Source organism: Pseudoneobacillus rhizosphaerae, assembly GCF_917563885.1.
Taxonomy (GTDB): Bacteria; Bacillota; Bacilli; order Bacillales; family Cytobacillaceae; genus Pseudoneobacillus; species Pseudoneobacillus rhizosphaerae.
Genome location: NZ_CAKJTG010000009.1, coordinates 72,238 through 88,314, shown reverse-complemented (window position 1 = coordinate 88,314; position 16,077 = coordinate 72,238). Strand labels below are relative to the sequence as shown.

Genomic DNA, 16,077 nt, shown 5'->3' with positions numbered 1-16,077 from the left:
TAATCAAAAACAAGGGCGATGTTCGCTCTTGTTTTTTTTCTAAAAGGATTTATTGAATATATATTTTGTTTGTATAAAATGATGATAAAAAGAATATAAATGAGGTGCATCTAAAAAATTGCTGAAAAATGTAACGATAACAGGATATAAACCAAATGAGCTTGGGATTTTTAAAAGAGATCATCCTTCCGTAGAATTTATAAAAAAAGCGATATTAAAAGAACTTGTTCCCCTAATTGAAGAAGGTTTGGAGTGGGTCATCATAAGTGGACAGCTCGGTGTGGAATTATGGGCAGCTGAAGTTGTTTTTGATGTTCAGGCTGTTTTCCCAGAAGTAAAGCTAGCTGTACTAACACCATTTTTTTCTCAAGAGGAAAAATGGAGTGATGTAAATAAAGAATGGTACGAATCGATTTTAGCCCAAGCGGATTTCGTTGAAGCGATTACCCATAAACCTTATGAAAGTCCAAAACAATTTATATTAAAGAATCAAGTGTTATTACATAAAAGTGATATAGCCATCATTATGTATGACTCTGAAAACGAAGGTAGTCCTAAATTTTTCTTTGAAGCAGCCAAACGCTATAGGGAAACAAAGGATTATCAGATTAGAGAGATCACCTTTTACGATTTGCAATTAATCGTTGAGGAAGAAATGAGCAAGAGAATCGATGAATAATACGTTAAAATTGACAAACTTAGCTATTTTTGAAAAAATAGAAGGTATGATTGGAGTATTCCGAGGTGAATTAAATGTTAGCTGATAAAATAAAATTAAATGCGAAAGACATTTTAGAAAAAGAATTTAAAACGTCTGTTAGAGGGTATAAGCAAGAAGATGTGGATAAGTTCCTTGATTACATAATTAAGGACTATGAAGTTTTCCACCAGGAAATTGAGGATTTACAGCAGGAAAATATCCGACTAAAGAAACAGCTTGAGGATTCTTCAAGACGCCCACAACCAGCGCAAACAGCTGGGACTACAAACTTCGATATTCTAAAAAGATTATCAAATCTTGAGAAACATGTTTTTGGAAGTAAATTATACGATTGAAATGATTTCCAAGTTTTTAAATTATAACCATTGATTTGCAAGTTCTAATTGCATATAATAACTTTTGTAGTAATTAATTGCGTTCGGGTAATCGCTGCAATGCAAATTGTAGAGGAAAGTCCATGCTCGCACGATGCTGAGATGCTCGTAGTGTTCGTGCCTAGCGAAATCATAAGCTAGGGCAGTGGGGCTTTGCCCCGCTGACGGCCGGGAAAATGCCTAAGTCCTTATGGGATATGGCATGAATACCTATAAAAGTGCCACAGTGACGGAGCCTTTTCAGAAATGAAAAGGGTGGAACGGGTAAACCCCACGAGCGAGCAACCCAAACTATGGTAGGGGCACCTTCTCTAAGGAAATGAACGAGAGAGAAGGACAGAATACTAATTCTGTAGATAGATGATTACCACCTGTGTACGAGACTTTATGGTCGCTTGTAGTACTACGGTACAGAACATGGCTTACAGAACGCAATTAATGAAATAAGCTTTTATATGTAATGATGAAGGTTCTAGGCTCTCCTTTATGGAGGGCTTTTTCATTATGATGTTTGAATTTACGATACATTTTCTATAAAATGAATTTATAGTAAACAGAAAAATAGGTGAAATAATGACAAAATACAAATTAATTGCAACTGCAGCAATGGGCTTAGAAGCTTTAGTTGCTAAGGAAGTTAGAGATTTAGGCTATGATTGTGAAGTGGATAATGGCAAAATAATCTTTTGGGGTGACGAGCGCGCTATTGCTCGCTGCAATATGTGGCTTAGAACGGCAGATAGAATTAAAGTAGTAGTGGGTGAATTTAAGGCTACAACATTTGATCAACTATTTGAAAAGACAAAGGCATTGCCTTGGGAGAATTACTTGCCAGAGGACGCGGAGTTTCCTGTAACAGGTAAGTCTGTCAAATCTACACTTTTTAGTGTTTCTGACTGTCAAGCAATCGTAAAAAAGGCAATTGTTGAACGGATGAAAAAACACTATAAAAGAAATACTTGGTTTGAGGAAACGGGAGCACTTTACAAGCTTGAAGTAGCTTTACTGAAGGATATAGCGACAATAACGATTGACACTAGTGGTAGAGGATTACATAAACGTGGTTATCGAACAGACCAAGGGGAAGCCCCACTAAAAGAAACATTAGCCGCTGCGTTAATCATGTTAACAAATTGGCATCCTAATAAACCGTTTATTGATCCATTTTGTGGTTCAGGTACCATCCCAATTGAAGCAGCGTTAATCGGACAGAATATCGCTCCTGGTTTTAATCGTGATTTTGTCTCCGAAGGTTGGAACTGGATTTCAACACAAACTTGGGAAGATGTCCGTATGGAAGCGGAAGATTTAGCAAACTATGACCAACCATTGGAAATCCATGGTTCAGATATCGATCATAGAATGGTTAAAATGGCAGAGGAAAATGCATTTGAAGCTGGTTTAGGTGATTTAATTCAATTTAAACAAATGCAAGTAAAAGATATTTCCACAAACCTCCAATACGGTGTCATTGTAGGAAACCCACCTTATGGTGAGCGGATTGGTGAAAAAAGCGCAGTAGAAAACATGTATCGAGATATGGGGAAAGCATTCGCTAAATTAGATACATGGTCCATCTATATTTTAACCTCACATGAGCAATTTGAGCAATTTTATGGAAAACCCGCTACGAAAAAGCGCAAACTATTTAATGGATTTATCCGCACTGACCTTTACCAATATTGGGGACCTCGTCCACCAAGGAACCAAGAATAAAAATATTTGCAGTCTCGAACAAGATGGTCGGGACTGTTTAAGTTTTATTAGGAGGATTTATGTCAAATCGTTTACCTTTTTCTGTTTCAAAAACAGAATCCTTTTATGAAAAATTAGGGGATTGGATAGGGGATGTTTTTTATGACATCCTACCTGAATCAGGTTTTGAAGTTCGTGATGAACAAATTTATATGGCTTTTCAATTAGAGAAAGCATTTAAAGAAAAAAAGGTAATGTTTGCAGAAGCAGGAGTAGGTACCGGAAAAACCATTGCCTATCTTTTATATGCAATCTGTTATGCTAGATATACAAACCGACCAGCGATTATTGCGTGTGCAGATGAAACATTAATAGAACAGCTTGTTAAAAAAGAAGGAGACATAGCTAAAATCGAAGCAGCCTTAGGGTTAAATATGGATGTTAGATTAGCAAAGTCTAGAGACTCTTATCTATGTCTCAATAAATTAGAAGCCGTAATGGCTAAAGATGAAACAGAGGTTTTTGAGGATGTCTTCTATGACCTTCCCGATTTTGTCCATGGGAAAGGCTCGATGCAATCTTTTACTCATTATGGAGATCGTAAGGATTATGCTCATCTACAGGACGAGCAGTGGAACCAAATTGCTTGGGACTCTGTCCAAGATTGCTTTAGCTGTCATCAACGACATCGTTGTGGACAAACCCTACATCGAGACTATTATCGTTTATCTCGTGACATTATTATTTGCTCCCATGATTTTTATATGGAGCATGTATGGACAAAAGAATCGAGAAAGCGCGAAGGTCAGTTGCCGTTACTACCAGAAAGCAGCTGTGTCATTTTTGATGAAGGACATTTATTAGAATATGCTTGTCAAAAAGCATTAACTTATCGCTTTACGGAACAAACCTTAGAAAAATTATTGACAAGAATCATGGCTAATGATGTGAGAGAAAAAACATTAAACTTAATTGAGGATGGCATTTATGAAAGTGAAGCATTCTTTAACCTATTAGAGAGTGTGTCCCTTTCAACCTTAGGTTCAGAGAAACGAAAAGTGGAAAAAACGAACCAAGTTCTTAATTCTGCCAAAAACTTGTTAACGATTCTTCAAGCTGTTGAAGAAGAGCTTGTATTTGAAAGCGAGCTATATGTCATTAATGAGTATGACCTAAAAGTAGTCGAAGAATATCTAGAACAAATCACTTATTCTCTATCGTTATTTGTGAAGAGTAATCAAGGGATTACTTGGTTTGAAACCCATTCAGGGGAAAGAACATTGGTCATCATGCCAAAATTAGTGGAAGATATTATGCGTAAAGAAGTATTTTCACAAGAAAAGCCATATATCTTTTCTTCAGCCACTCTTTCAGACAATCAATCCTTTAATTATATAGCGAGTAGTCTGGGGATTGATGATTATTTACATTTTTCTGTAGAATCTCCGTTTGACTATGAGGAAAATATGAAGGTTTCCTTGGAGACGTTTAATACTGGTCAATCCGAAGAGAAGCTCCGATATGTGAGAGAATCAATCTTAAAATCAGAAGGACGAGCATTAATCTTATTAAGTAATCAAGATGAAATGCAAAGCCTAAAGACGTATTTGCAAGATGTTCCTTTTCCGATTTATTTTGAAGGAGATGCAGAGATTAGTACTCTCGTTTCACATTTTCAAAATGAGGAAAATTCAATTCTTTGTTCCATCCATCTATGGGAAGGATTAGACATTCCAGGTAGATCCTTAGAGAATGTTATCATCTATTCTTTACCTTACCCACCATTAGACCCTGTTTTCGAGGCAAAAAGAGAAGGTGCAGAAAATTCATTTGAAGAAGTGGATATCCCATATATGTTACTTCGTTTAAGACAAGGTATTGGACGCCTAATTCGTAGTCACGAAGATAAGGGAATCGTACACATTCTTTTAGACAAAGAGACAAATGATAATGTTATTTCAAAAATTAACAGTATCCTCCCTAATCAAAAAAAAGCTGAAGGAAAAGCTCGCTAACTTAGCGGGCTAACTCCTTCAGCTTTTTTTTCACTATTTAACGTAACTGACGCTTTCCTTCTTCCGTCATCTTATCAGGAGACCATGCTGGATGCCATACGACGTTAACAAAAGCTTGGTCTACTTCATCCATCTGTTCTACACAATGCTTTACACCACCAGTGATACTATCATGTAGAGGGCAACCAGGTGTAGTTAAAGTCATATTGATTTCAAAAACACGATCGGAAATTTGTTTGATGTCATAGATAAGTCCTAAATCGACAACATTAATATTTAATTCAGGGTCATAGACACTTTTTAACTCATCAATAATTTTTTCTATCATTTCCATTTATTACACCTCATTATTATTTTAATATGACTAGTAAAATGCTTATTGCAGTTGAGATAATGGTTATTGCCAAAATAATTAAACCAAAAATAGCTAACATCAAGACTTGTAAAATTATACCGAGATAGATAATAAAACAGGATATTATTAAAATTGATAACAATTTAAGTGCTAATTTTTCATTCATTAAATCCTTTAATGCTGGAACATTCTGTTTACCAACATGTTTACTGTATTTATGTGTCCACCATAAGAAGGGTACAATTTTATAAAGATAACCTAAAATACTTAGGACAATCCAAAGCATAAAATATAGAAACAATAAAGGTCCAATTAGATTTGACGAATATTCTGTGAAAAGACTCACAAATAGTAAGCCATGAATTAGTAATCCAAAGCCAATGGCTGATAACGCAAACATGAAAGGTATATCTAGTTTCTTTTTAATTCTTTTACTTATAATAGTTGAAATATGCCAAGCGAATAATCCAAACCCGATGAATAAAAGTAAAAACCCGATTTTAGTTAAGGATGGATGATTTGTAAAAAAGGAAATTAATGTTAGGATAATTCCTGCTAAATATGAAATAAGTACATATTTAGATAAATTCATTGAATATCCATGAGATAGTGAAAACATCGGGACCATCTTATAGGAAAATCCAAATATCAATAATGTAAACCATCCACCAACCCCGAGTAATAGGTGTGATTGGAAAATTTCTGAATAATGTCCAGCCATCATACCTGTTTTCCATGAAAGAATAAGACTAATACCTAAGATAATTGTTAGAAGTAAGCAAATAAGACCCGAACTAACAAAGGCGGTTAATATATTAGGTTTAGCTTGTTTTTTTAAGGTCATGAACATTTGAAAAAGAAACATGAGTATTCCAGTTAAAGTGATGATTCCGGGTATTAAAGCATTCTGTGGATCCCAGTATAGGAAGCCTGCAAAACTACTAACACCTATAGCTAATACACCAAACTGAATAAATCCAAATTTTTCACTCCATATGGGGGTTAGGAACGCAACAGGAACAAGTTGATACATTGACCCCATGGCAGTCATTAGTGCCCAACCCAATATAAATAAATGGGCGAAAGACCAAATAGCAGGTGTTCGAAAATGGCCATTTGCAAAATCTGATCCGCTAATCAGTAGGATGGCTTGTGAAAGGATTAAGGCGATTAAGCTAAAAAAGAAAAATGAAAAAGGTAGCTTGACGTTTGTTTCATTCCCCGTCGTTTGCGGAATCATAATCTCACCTACTTTATTTAAATATTTCTATCTTAAAGCTTCCATCTTCCTGCGGTTCTGTGCGTTGTTTATATCCAAGCTCTTCTAATTGTTCGTATAAAAACATCGGTCTTCTATCATTCATAATAGTTAATATTTCATTTTTTTTTAAGTTTTCTAATGCAGCAAGTGTTCTCATCATTGGCTGTGGTGGCTCTAATCCCCTGTTATCTAGGATCATTTGGATGCACCACTTTTAGTAAAGGTAACTTTCCAATGCTTTTTTTCGATTTCTTCAGCTTCATGTGAAAAGCCTTTCGCTTTTAACACAGCAAACAATGGAACTGGTTTAAAAGGCGCATGAAGGATAAACACATCATTTTCATTTAAGTCAGAAATGGCAGTCATTATTTTTTGAAATGGCTCCAGCTTATTATTTAAATCCTCCCGTACATCTAGTTCAACAACTCTTGATTCCATAACTCAACACTCCTTATTCAGTTATTTACATTATCACTTCTCTATAGTCTTAGTTTAACAAGATAGCCAGATTAAAAATGTGACATAAATCATAGAAAAGGGATCTTTTTGAAAATAATTCTCAGTACGGATGTCCTTCTTAAACAGGCTGAAGGACAAAACAGAGCTTCGGACGACAAAAAATGTCCTTCATAAGGAGGATGAAGGACAAAACAGAGCCTGGAACGACGAAAAATGTCCTTCATATACATTAATGTACTGTATGTTACTATTCTTCTTTTTCACCTTCAGCACACTCAAAACAAACTAATTCCTTGTTGTCTAAAATGACTCCATTAAAAAATCCTTCTAAACAATATAGTTCCTTTCGACAGATTGAACAATAACCAATTAGTTCTTTCATTACAATCACCTCATTAAAATTTTCTATTTATAATGATATAAATCCTACAATTGTGTAGAGAAAATCATTGCATTAGTGTGATACCACTCACTCAATTAATTTGTCGCAGTCCCTATAATAAAGGAGAAGAAAGCAAATATACTTTTAGGAGAGATTAAAATGGAGAAGAATTTCACTTCAATCGTAAATGTTCCGGACTTTCCACCTAGAGAGAAGCATCCTACAATTTTTAGAACTTTTGATGAATTAAATTCTGGTGAAGACATGTTAATCGTAAACGACCATGACCCAAGACCATTGCTTTATCAATTTATGATGGAAAGACCTGAACAATTCGAATGGCAGTATTTAGAAGAAGGCCCAGAAGTTTGGAAGGTAGCTATTAGCAAAAAATAGTATTTTCCTTTATTACGTATCATCTTAATTATTAATATTAATAAACTATTATAAAACTAGGACGAAGTTTTAGAAATAGTCTCTTAGGAGGTAGCAGATAAACTGTTACCTCTTTTTTATTTTTATCTTTTCTGAATAATATGATAAAATTGATGTTGAAAAGATTGGGGGTTGTTAGAATGGTTGTAATAACCAATCAAACAGAGAAAGAATTTTTAGAATATGTAAAAAAGATGATGGCCTATTACGAAGCTATCTCATTAATGTACTGGGATTTGCGTACTGGTGCACCAAAACTAGGTGTGGAACAGCGTTCAGAAGTTATTGGAATGCTTTCTTCCGAAGTATTTAAAATGTCTACATCAGAAGAAATGGCAGCATACATAGCGAAATTAAGTGGAGAAAACCTCAATGATGTTTCAAGTAAGACACTTCAGGAATGCAAAAAAGAGTATGATCGTAACAAGAAAATTCCTGCAAAAGAATATAAAGAATATGTCATTCTACAGTCAAAAGCTGAAAGTGTTTGGGAAGATGCTAAAGCTAGCTCGAATTTTGAGCTGTTCCGACCTTATTTAGAAAAGCTTGTAGAAACCAATAAGCGATTTATACAATATTGGGGATTTAAGGGTAATAAATACAACACCTTACTTGACATGTATGAGCCAGGGATATCAGTTGAGGTACTTGATCAAGTATTTGGTGAGCTTAGAGAAAAAATTGTTCCCTTAGTGAAGCAAATTTCAGAATCTCCAAATAAACCAACAACAGACTTTCTTTTTGAGTCATTCTCAAAGGAAAAGCAAAAGGAATTTAGTTTGGAAGTTCTTAAACAAATGGGATATAACTTTCAAGCAGGTCGGTTAGACGAAACAGTTCATCCATTTGCAATGGGCTTAAATCCTGGAGATGTCCGCGTTACCACTAATTACAATGAAAAGGACTTCAGAGTTGCTGTATTTGGTACCATTCATGAGGGTGGACATGCACTGTATGAACAAAACATATCTAAAGAATTAGTGGGGACACCGTTATGTTCAGGGACATCAATGGGTATTCATGAATCTCAATCCTTGTTTTATGAGAATTTTGTTGGACGATCATATTTCTTCTGGAAGAATAATTATGATTTATTAAAAGAATATGCAAACGGTCAATTTGATCAAGTAAATATAGATGATTTTTATCGTGCAATTAATGAGTCAAAACCGTCTCTAATTCGAATAGAAGCGGATGAGTTAACCTACCCATTACATGTAATAATCCGTTATGAAATTGAAAAGGGTTTATTTAACGATGAAATAGAAGTTAAAGATTTGCCAAAGATATGGAATGACAAGTACGAAGAGTATTTAGGTATTCGCCCGGAAAATGATGCTACAGGAGTATTGCAGGATGTACATTGGGCAGGTGGGAGTTTTGGATACTTCCCTTCTTACGCTTTAGGTTATATGTATGCTGCACAATTCAAAAACAAAATGTTGGATGATATCCCGAACTTTGATAAGTTAGTAGAAGAGGGAAATCTTCTACCAATAAAAGAATGGTTCACGAAAAATGTTCATCAGTATGGAAAAATGAAAAAGCCGCTCGAAATATTACACGACGTAACAGGTGAAGGCTTAAATGCTCATTATCTAGTTGAATACTTATATGAGAAGTTTGGTAAAGTTTATCAGTTAGCATAAAGTATAGAGAAGGGTGGCAGAAACTGTCATCCTTTTACTTTGAAATTTTAAAACGGGGGAAAAGTAGTGAGAAATAAAATGTCTATACTGATGATTACACTTGCGGCTTCTTTATGGGGAATAATCGCCATATTTGTAAAACAATTAACAGATATCGGTTTTACTCCAATGGAAATTGTGGCTATTAGGGTTTCCTTTGCTTTCATTATCTTATTTTGGATAGGAATTAGCTCATTCAAGAACCAACTTAAAATCAAAACAAAGGATATACCCGTATTCGCTGGTTCTGGAATAGTCAGTATTGTCTTTTTTAATTGGTGTTATTTCACAACGATTAATCAAATGAACCTTTCTTTGGCTGTTATATTACTCTATACCGCTCCAGCAATGGTTGTTGTATTTTCAAGAATATTATTTAAAGAGAAACTGACGAAGCAGAAAATGGTTGCGGTTATTGGAACTTTACTTGGCTGTATTTTCATTACTGGAATTGGTTCTAGTAGTACTGAGGATTTAACGATGATAGGATTAATAACGGGGTTAGGTTCAGGTTTGGGTTATGCACTGTATAGTATATTTGGTAAAATTGCTTTAGAAAAATATAAACCATTTACAATTACTTTTTATACTTTTTTAATGGCAACTATTTTTCTATTACCATTAACGTCGCTTTGGGAAAAAGCTGACTTATTATTTCAAATAGACACCTTGCTTTGGGCTCTTGGTTTAGGACTTTTACCAACCGTTATTGCCTATTTTTTCTATACAAAAGGTTTGGAGAAAATTGAAAGCAGCAAAGCGGCTATTATTGCAACTGTAGAGCCCATAGTAGCAACCCTACTTGGAGTTGTGCTTTATCAAGAGGGGATGGGGCTAGTGCAAATGATTGGGACAGGATTAATATTTAGTTCTGTAATTATTGTCAATATAACAAAAAAGAAGAAACACCAATTAACTCTAGAAAACACAACAAAGGTCTGACCAAAATGGTCAGACCTTTAATGTTACCAGAACTTATACCCCTTAGATCCAGGAGGTGCGTTTTGGATAATGTCAATAAAGGGAATCGTGTATGCGAATAAAATCAATGCTGCTGAAATTCCAAGCCAAAGTTTCCAGTTTTCGAATACTAAAGGCGGCTTTTCTGCACCATCTGCTACTTCACCAACAGGGAATTCTGTTTCACCCTTAGGTGCAAAGAATGCTAGATTAATAAAGATGATTAAAACTAGTATTATACCGATGAATAAAATAGAACCACCAACAGCTTGGGCGATTTGATAAGGAATCCATTCTTGAGCTTGTGCTGCACCACCGTATTCAGAGAAAGAAGAACGTCTAGGAGCGCCCAATAGTCCAGCAGCGTGCATAGCACCTGACATAAACGACATACCAATAGTCCAAACGATACCTTGAATGATGGCAAGTTTGTTCATTGCTTTCGTTAGAACACGACCAGTTAAATGTGGAATTAACCAATAAGAAATACCAAAGAACGTTAATACTACAGCAGTCGCAGCTGTTAAATGGAAGTGACCAGTTACCCAAATAGTATTATGAATAACAGCGTTCATTTGGTGAGATGCATTAATAATACCACCTGCACCAGCAGGGATGAATGAAAGCATACCAATAAAAGGTACTACGAAACGAGCATCTCCCCATGGAAGCTTTCTAAACCAACCGAAAAGTCCTTTAGCTCCTTTTGAACGACCAAATGATTCAAAGGTTGCAAATAACGAGAATGCAGTCATTAATGATGGAATGATAACCATAAATGTTAAAACAACTTGAATATACTTCCATGCAGGATCAATCCCTGGTTCAACTAATTGGTGATGGAACCCAACCGGAATTGAGAATAATAAGAAAAGTATAAAGGACAGACGAGCTAGTGAATCTGAGAAAATTTTCCCACCAATTATTTTTGGAACTATAGCATACCAACACATATAAGCAGGTAACAGCCAGAAATAAACCATTGGATGTCCAAAGTACCAGAATAACGTACGACTAACTAAAATATCGATAGTATCAACTAAACCTAGTGACCAAGGTAAAATTTGAATTAAGACGGTTGCTGCTACACCAAGTGTTGCTATAATCCACATAAATGTGTTTATAATTGCCATAAAGGTTAAAAGTGAACTTGCTTTACCAGGATTATTTCTTTTCCATTTTGCATAAGTTGCGATCATAGAACCGCCTGCAACCCAGCTACCTACAATAACTAATGTTAGTCCAATGTAGAAAATAGGATGTGCCATTAATGGAGCGTAGAAAGTATACAATACGCTAGCTTCTTTTAATAGAACCATAGTGGCCGCCATGGCTGTACCGATTGTCATCAACCAAAAGCCGACCCATCCAGTTATTCTTGCGCCATTTGTAAATGTTCCAGTTGTTCTACTAATAAGTGCAAATTGAAAACCCATAATAAAGAAAGTAGTTAAAACTAGACCTAATAATACACCATGTACGGTTAAAACTTGGTAGTAGTCAATACCCCAAGGAAGTACGACCTTACCAGAACGAACCAATGTCTGTAATAATCCTGCCAATCCGCCAAGTGCAAGCGCGATAAAGGCTACATAGAAATATGCCATTGATAACTTGGCATCACGCGAATCAACTTTTTCAAGTTTGTTTGAGTTCATCATTATTCAACTACCTTTACCATAGAGTGCATTAAGTGGTGTCCTGTACCACAATATTCGTTACAAACAATTAAGTATTCTCCAGCTTTATCAAAAGTTGTAACAACTTCGCTAACATATCCAGGTTCAAGCATCATATTGATATTTGTTCCCGCCATTTCAAATCCGTGTACAACATCTTTAGTTGTAGCAATTACCTTTACTTTTGCTCCTAATGGAACTTCTACTTGAGTAGGGTTATAAGAGAATGCAGATGCCACATAGACTAACTCATAATCCCATTCTTTTCCTTCTACTTTATTTAACCCAGGTTTATCAAATGGTGCTTTCTCGCCAACAGTCTCAGGATCAATGGTTGTTAAACAACTTGGCGGTTGGTTACCTAGGTAGAATGCGCTAACACCAACGATTGATAGAAAAACAATTAAACAGCCAATTCCAAAGGTCAGCCAAATTTTTTCGAACTTATGAATATGCATAGCTTTATTCCCCTTTCAAAGCAATTAAAAACGATCCAAAAATAACATCCAAACACTTACCCATGTGACGATGATAAAAAAACCTAATAAGAAAACAGAAGCTAAAGTTCCCCTTAAATCACTTTCATGGTGCTCTACTTTAATTTTCTTTTTAGTATTAAATTCCGTTTTCGCCATCCCCCTACACCCCTTTTTATAAAAGAATTAATTGTGTGTTTACATTTCCATAATACAAAACATTTGAAAAAGGAAAATATAAATTTAGATATTTCACAGAATGTTCATTTGTTACTTTATTACTATCATGAAAGTGTAAACCTTTCGTAACAGTGATTTTAATCACATTATGCATTTTAAAAATGTGAACGAATTGTGAAATGTAGAAATGATTCTAATAAAATATTGATTAAAAATTTCCAGTTGAATATTAGTGCGAAATCACTCACCATATGAATCTTGAAAAAATACAATATCACATATCATTTTTTAGGAGTGAGAAAAATGGAGAAATTCTATTGTGATAAATGTCGTCTTATTTATAGTCAATTAGAGAACTGTAAAGTATGTGGAGAATTAGCTACCAAAAAAATCTGGATAGAAGTTCAAAAACAGGACCCTCATAGCAAATAAGTCAGGGCTGTCCCTGATTAAAACTGATTTCAAAAAGGACAACCAATTCACCAAATTTTGCAAAATTATGTTAAAATAAATTTAAAAATTAAAAAAGGTGAGATGCATATGTTACCCTCATTTCGTTTAGAGAACAAAGTTGCAATCGTAACAGGAGCTGGAAGAGGAATTGGACGAGCCTTGGCTGTTGGTTTAGCACAGTCCGGAGCTAATGTGGTGTTACTAGCGAGGACGGAACAAGATTTAATTGAAACAGCAAGTTTAGTCGAAGCGCAGGGTCAAAAGGCCTTGATTCTTCCGACAGACGTAACAAGTAGAGAAGAGGTACATAGTGCAATCCAGAATGTGTTAGAAAAATGGGGAAGAATAGACATTTTAATTAATAATGCAGGTATGAATATTCGTTCCCAGGCACTTCAAGTTACAGATCAAGAATGGCAAACCATTATGGATACAAATTTAAAGTCTTCTTTTATGGTTTCACAAGAAGTAGGACAGGTTATGAAAGATAAAGGTAATGGTGGGAAAATTATTAACATCACTTCTGTAGCTGGACATGTTGCACTCCGAACAGGGGTAGTGTATGCAGCAACTAAAGCAGCGCTTATTCAAATGACAAAGGTTTTAGCCATGGAGTGGGGGCAATATGGAATTCATGTAAATGCTATTGGACCTTGGTACTTTAAAACACCACTCACTGAAAAATTATTAGAAAATCAGACGTATGTTGATGAAATTCTTGCTGTTACTCCTTTAAGAAGAATTGGTGAGTTGCCAGAGCTTGTTGGCCCTGTTGTATTTTTAGCATCAGACGCTGCAAATTATATTACAGGTCAAACCATATTTGTTGATGGTGGCATGACGATACATGGGTTCTAACTAACTCTAGACACTTATACCAAGGCCATATCATCGTCCTATAATTGGAGAATTTTGGCGGGTGAACTCTTCGTTTTTTCGAAGTATAATAAGAAGGCACAACAACAACCTTCAAAACGTTTGGATCCCTTTCCTTGAAAGGGAGTTTTTTTTGTTATTCAAGCATTTTTTGGTAATTTGTAGGGGAATATAGGCATAAAACCTCATAGGAGAATGCAAATGCCAAAAATTATTTCTGTTGCGGAAGCGATTCCAGCGTTTCAAATAACTCAAAATGAAACCATGGAATTTGCTAAAGAATTATTTACAGAATCATTTAAAGACATAGAAAGACTTTTACCCGCCTTTCAAAATGGCCAAATCGAAAAACGTCATTTTGTTAAGGGGTTAGACTGGTTTAAGGAAAAACATAGTTTTCAAGAAAAGAATGATACATATATTGAACAAGCAGTAGAGCTTGGACAAAATGCGATAGAAGCTTGTCTCAATTCTTCAACGTACCTTTCACAACCTGTTTCGTATTCGGAAATTGAAGCAATTTTCACGATTTCAAGTTCAGGAATTGCTACACCAAGTATTGAAGCTAGAATCATGAATCATCTACCGTTCTTAAATGAAACGAAGCGAATTCCAATCTGGGGTTTGGGATGTGCAGGAGGGGCATCAGGGTTATCAAGAGCTCACGAGTACTGCCTTGCCTTTCCAAAAGCTAAGGTATTGGTTTTATCCATTGAGCTATGTAGCCTAACATTCCAAAAAAACGATCATTCAAAGAGTAACTTAATAGGGACATCATTATTTGCCGATGGAGTCGCTTGTGCCCTCATAGTCGGAGATCAAGTTCCTGTTCATGAGTTATCTAAAAAAGCAACAACGCCAAGAGTACTAAGCACACATTCTTCAACGATGAAAAATTCAATTGACGTAATGGGTTGGCAAGTAAAGGACGACGGACTATATGTTGTTTTTTCTAAAAGTATTCCTACATTAATAGAAAACTGGTTAAAACCGAATGTTGAGCAGTTATTAACGAGGAATCAGTTAACTACATCTGACATTAAGCATTTTATTGCCCATCCTGGCGGACTAAAAGTATTGGAAGCCTATGTACAAGCATTAGAATTTGATGATTCTATGATCAAACATTCCTTTCAAGTATTAAAGGAATTTGGAAATATGTCTTCAGCTACGGTGTTCTATGTATTAGATCGATTTATGCAGGAAGATATTCTAGAAGGCGAAAAGGGATTAATTGCTGCTTTAGGTCCGGGTTTCAGCTCCGAATTATTATTAGTGAGGTGGGATTAGCTTGAAGATATTTTTTTTGTTTTTGGCTATGATTATTTTACAAAGGTTTGCTGAATTGGTAATTGCTAAACAGAATGAAAAGTGGATGAAAAATCATGGAGGAGTGGAATTTGGCCATAAGCATTATCGAATCATGGTGGGATTACACTCCCTATTTTTTTTATTTTTGATAGGTGAGGTTTATTACTTCAATAAAGAATTATCACCTATTTGGCCAGTATTAGTCACCTTTTTTATCATAACCCAAGCAGGACGGGTTTGGGCACTTACTTCGTTAGGTAGGTATTGGAATACAAAAATAATTGTGTTACCAAATGCTGAAGTAATTGTAAAAGGACCCTATAAATATTTGAAGCACCCAAATTACGTCATTGTTACGTTAGAATTTATTATTATCCCTTTACTATTTCAAGCCTATTTAACATGTATTGTTTTTTCGCTATTGAATATTTGGATATTGTCAATCCGAATACCGGAAGAAGAGAAAGCATTAACTAAATTAACTACATATAGTCAGTCATTAGGGCATGCAAGACGCTTTTTTCCGAAAATATGAAGATAGTGTGAAAATTGTTCTCAGTCTATTGAAAATGATTATCGATCGTGCTAAACTGCAATTGAGCTTGAAAATTGTTCTCAATAAACATCAAATAAAAGAAAGGGTGCTTTCGTATGACCATTGCTTTTCTTACGGGAACGGTTGTTGTGTATGGCATTTTAACGAAATATGTAATGAAAAATATACTTAATCCATCAAAATAATTCAATAAATTAAAAA

18 protein-coding genes and 1 other RNA gene are annotated in these 16,077 nt (G+C 35.2%); 11 read left to right on the top strand and 8 right to left on the bottom strand.

The window, feature by feature from the left end; translation table 11 throughout:
- Positions 1-121: 121 nt before the first annotated feature.
- The 5 genes from LRP83_RS09690 (at position 122) to LRP83_RS09670 (ending at position 4,805) form a co-directional block, all read left to right on the top strand.
- Positions 122-679 carry an SLOG family protein gene (locus LRP83_RS09690; RefSeq protein WP_435531344.1) on the top strand — a complete coding sequence of 186 codons (558 nt, stop codon included), beginning with the start codon at positions 122-124 and terminating at the stop codon, positions 677-679.
- Positions 680-753: 74 nt separating this feature from the next.
- Positions 754-1,056, top strand: a complete 303-nt coding sequence (gene gpsB, locus LRP83_RS09685) for a cell division regulator GpsB (protein ID WP_230496492.1) — start codon at positions 754-756, stop codon at positions 1,054-1,056.
- A gap of 79 nt (positions 1,057-1,135) precedes the next feature.
- An RNA gene (gene rnpB, locus LRP83_RS09680) (RNase P RNA component class B) lies at positions 1,136-1,525 on the top strand.
- A 143-nt stretch (positions 1,526-1,668) separates the two neighbouring features.
- Positions 1,669-2,811: a THUMP domain-containing class I SAM-dependent RNA methyltransferase gene (locus LRP83_RS09675; protein ID WP_230496491.1), complete on the top strand. Its 1,143-nt coding sequence runs from the start codon at positions 1,669-1,671 to the stop codon at positions 2,809-2,811.
- Between the two features lie 59 nt (positions 2,812-2,870).
- Positions 2,871-4,805 carry an ATP-dependent DNA helicase gene (locus LRP83_RS09670; RefSeq protein ID WP_230496490.1) on the top strand — a complete coding sequence of 645 codons (1,935 nt, stop codon included), beginning with the start codon at positions 2,871-2,873 and terminating at the stop codon, positions 4,803-4,805.
- A 37-nt stretch (positions 4,806-4,842) separates the two neighbouring features.
- Here the strand turns inward: LRP83_RS09670 and LRP83_RS09665 are convergent, their stop codons facing one another.
- The 5 genes from LRP83_RS09665 to LRP83_RS23220 all read right to left on the bottom strand — a co-directional run bounded on the left by LRP83_RS09665 (position 4,843) and on the right by LRP83_RS23220 (position 7,262).
- Entirely contained in the window at positions 4,843-5,139 is a 297-nt protein-coding gene (locus LRP83_RS09665) for a metal-sulfur cluster assembly factor (RefSeq protein WP_230496489.1), read from the bottom strand.
- A gap of 16 nt (positions 5,140-5,155) precedes the next feature.
- Positions 5,156-6,400, bottom strand: coding sequence for a hypothetical protein (locus tag LRP83_RS09660; protein ID WP_230496488.1), 1,245 nt, complete (start codon positions 6,398-6,400; stop codon positions 5,156-5,158).
- Positions 6,401-6,413: 13 nt separating this feature from the next.
- On the bottom strand, positions 6,414-6,620 hold the full coding sequence (locus LRP83_RS09655) for a DUF2249 domain-containing protein (protein ID WP_230496487.1): 207 nt from the start codon (positions 6,618-6,620) through the stop codon (positions 6,414-6,416).
- The gene (locus tag LRP83_RS09650) at positions 6,617-6,859 is read right to left on the bottom strand and encodes a DUF2249 domain-containing protein (RefSeq protein WP_230496486.1); all 243 of its coding nucleotides are present in this window, start codon (positions 6,857-6,859) and stop codon (positions 6,617-6,619) included. The genes LRP83_RS09655 and LRP83_RS09650 overlap by 4 nt, the downstream gene beginning before the upstream one ends.
- Positions 6,860-7,127: 268 nt before the next feature.
- A complete protein-coding gene (locus LRP83_RS23220; RefSeq protein WP_290369527.1) occupies positions 7,128-7,262 on the bottom strand; it encodes a hypothetical protein in 135 nt (44 codons plus the stop codon).
- Positions 7,263-7,421: 159 nt separating this feature from the next.
- Between LRP83_RS23220 and LRP83_RS09645 the strand changes: the two genes are divergently transcribed.
- From LRP83_RS09645 to LRP83_RS09635, 3 genes are all read left to right on the top strand, one after another.
- Positions 7,422-7,658: a DUF2249 domain-containing protein gene (locus LRP83_RS09645; protein ID WP_230496485.1), complete on the top strand. Its 237-nt coding sequence runs from the start codon at positions 7,422-7,424 to the stop codon at positions 7,656-7,658.
- A gap of 179 nt (positions 7,659-7,837) precedes the next feature.
- Complete coding sequence (locus LRP83_RS09640) at positions 7,838-9,346, top strand: carboxypeptidase M32 (protein ID WP_230496484.1); 1,509 nt, start codon at positions 7,838-7,840, stop codon at positions 9,344-9,346.
- A 66-nt stretch (positions 9,347-9,412) separates the two neighbouring features.
- Complete coding sequence (locus LRP83_RS09635; protein WP_230496483.1) at positions 9,413-10,327, top strand: DMT family transporter; 915 nt, start codon at positions 9,413-9,415, stop codon at positions 10,325-10,327.
- 23 nt (positions 10,328-10,350) lie between these two features.
- On the opposite strand, the gene LRP83_RS09630 is transcribed toward LRP83_RS09635, so the two are convergent.
- From LRP83_RS09630 to LRP83_RS09620, 3 genes are read right to left on the bottom strand one after another with little or no spacing between them, the layout of a single operon-like run.
- Positions 10,351-12,006, bottom strand: a complete 1,656-nt coding sequence (locus LRP83_RS09630; RefSeq protein ID WP_230496482.1) for a b(o/a)3-type cytochrome-c oxidase subunit 1 — start codon at positions 12,004-12,006, stop codon at positions 10,351-10,353.
- Positions 12,006-12,482, bottom strand: coding sequence for a cytochrome c oxidase subunit II (locus LRP83_RS09625; RefSeq protein ID WP_230496481.1), 477 nt, complete (start codon positions 12,480-12,482; stop codon positions 12,006-12,008). The genes LRP83_RS09630 and LRP83_RS09625 overlap by 1 nt, the downstream gene beginning before the upstream one ends.
- 24 nt (positions 12,483-12,506) lie before the next feature.
- Positions 12,507-12,659, bottom strand: coding sequence for a cytochrome c oxidase subunit 2A (locus LRP83_RS09620; RefSeq protein WP_230496480.1), 153 nt, complete (start codon positions 12,657-12,659; stop codon positions 12,507-12,509).
- A gap of 561 nt (positions 12,660-13,220) precedes the next feature.
- On the opposite strand from LRP83_RS09620, the gene LRP83_RS09615 reads away from it, so the two are divergent.
- The 3 genes from LRP83_RS09615 to LRP83_RS09605 all read left to right on the top strand — a co-directional run bounded on the left by LRP83_RS09615 (position 13,221) and on the right by LRP83_RS09605 (position 15,855).
- The gene (locus tag LRP83_RS09615; protein WP_230496479.1) at positions 13,221-13,991 is read left to right on the top strand and encodes an SDR family NAD(P)-dependent oxidoreductase; all 771 of its coding nucleotides are present in this window, start codon (positions 13,221-13,223) and stop codon (positions 13,989-13,991) included.
- Between the two features lie 219 nt (positions 13,992-14,210).
- Positions 14,211-15,299 (top strand): type III polyketide synthase, encoded by a 1,089-nt coding sequence (locus LRP83_RS09610; RefSeq protein ID WP_230496478.1) that lies wholly within the window; start codon positions 14,211-14,213, stop codon positions 15,297-15,299.
- A 28-nt stretch (positions 15,300-15,327) separates the two neighbouring features.
- Complete coding sequence (locus LRP83_RS09605; RefSeq protein WP_230496629.1) at positions 15,328-15,855, top strand: isoprenylcysteine carboxyl methyltransferase family protein; 528 nt, start codon at positions 15,328-15,330, stop codon at positions 15,853-15,855.
- Positions 15,856-16,077: the final 222 nt, after the last annotated feature.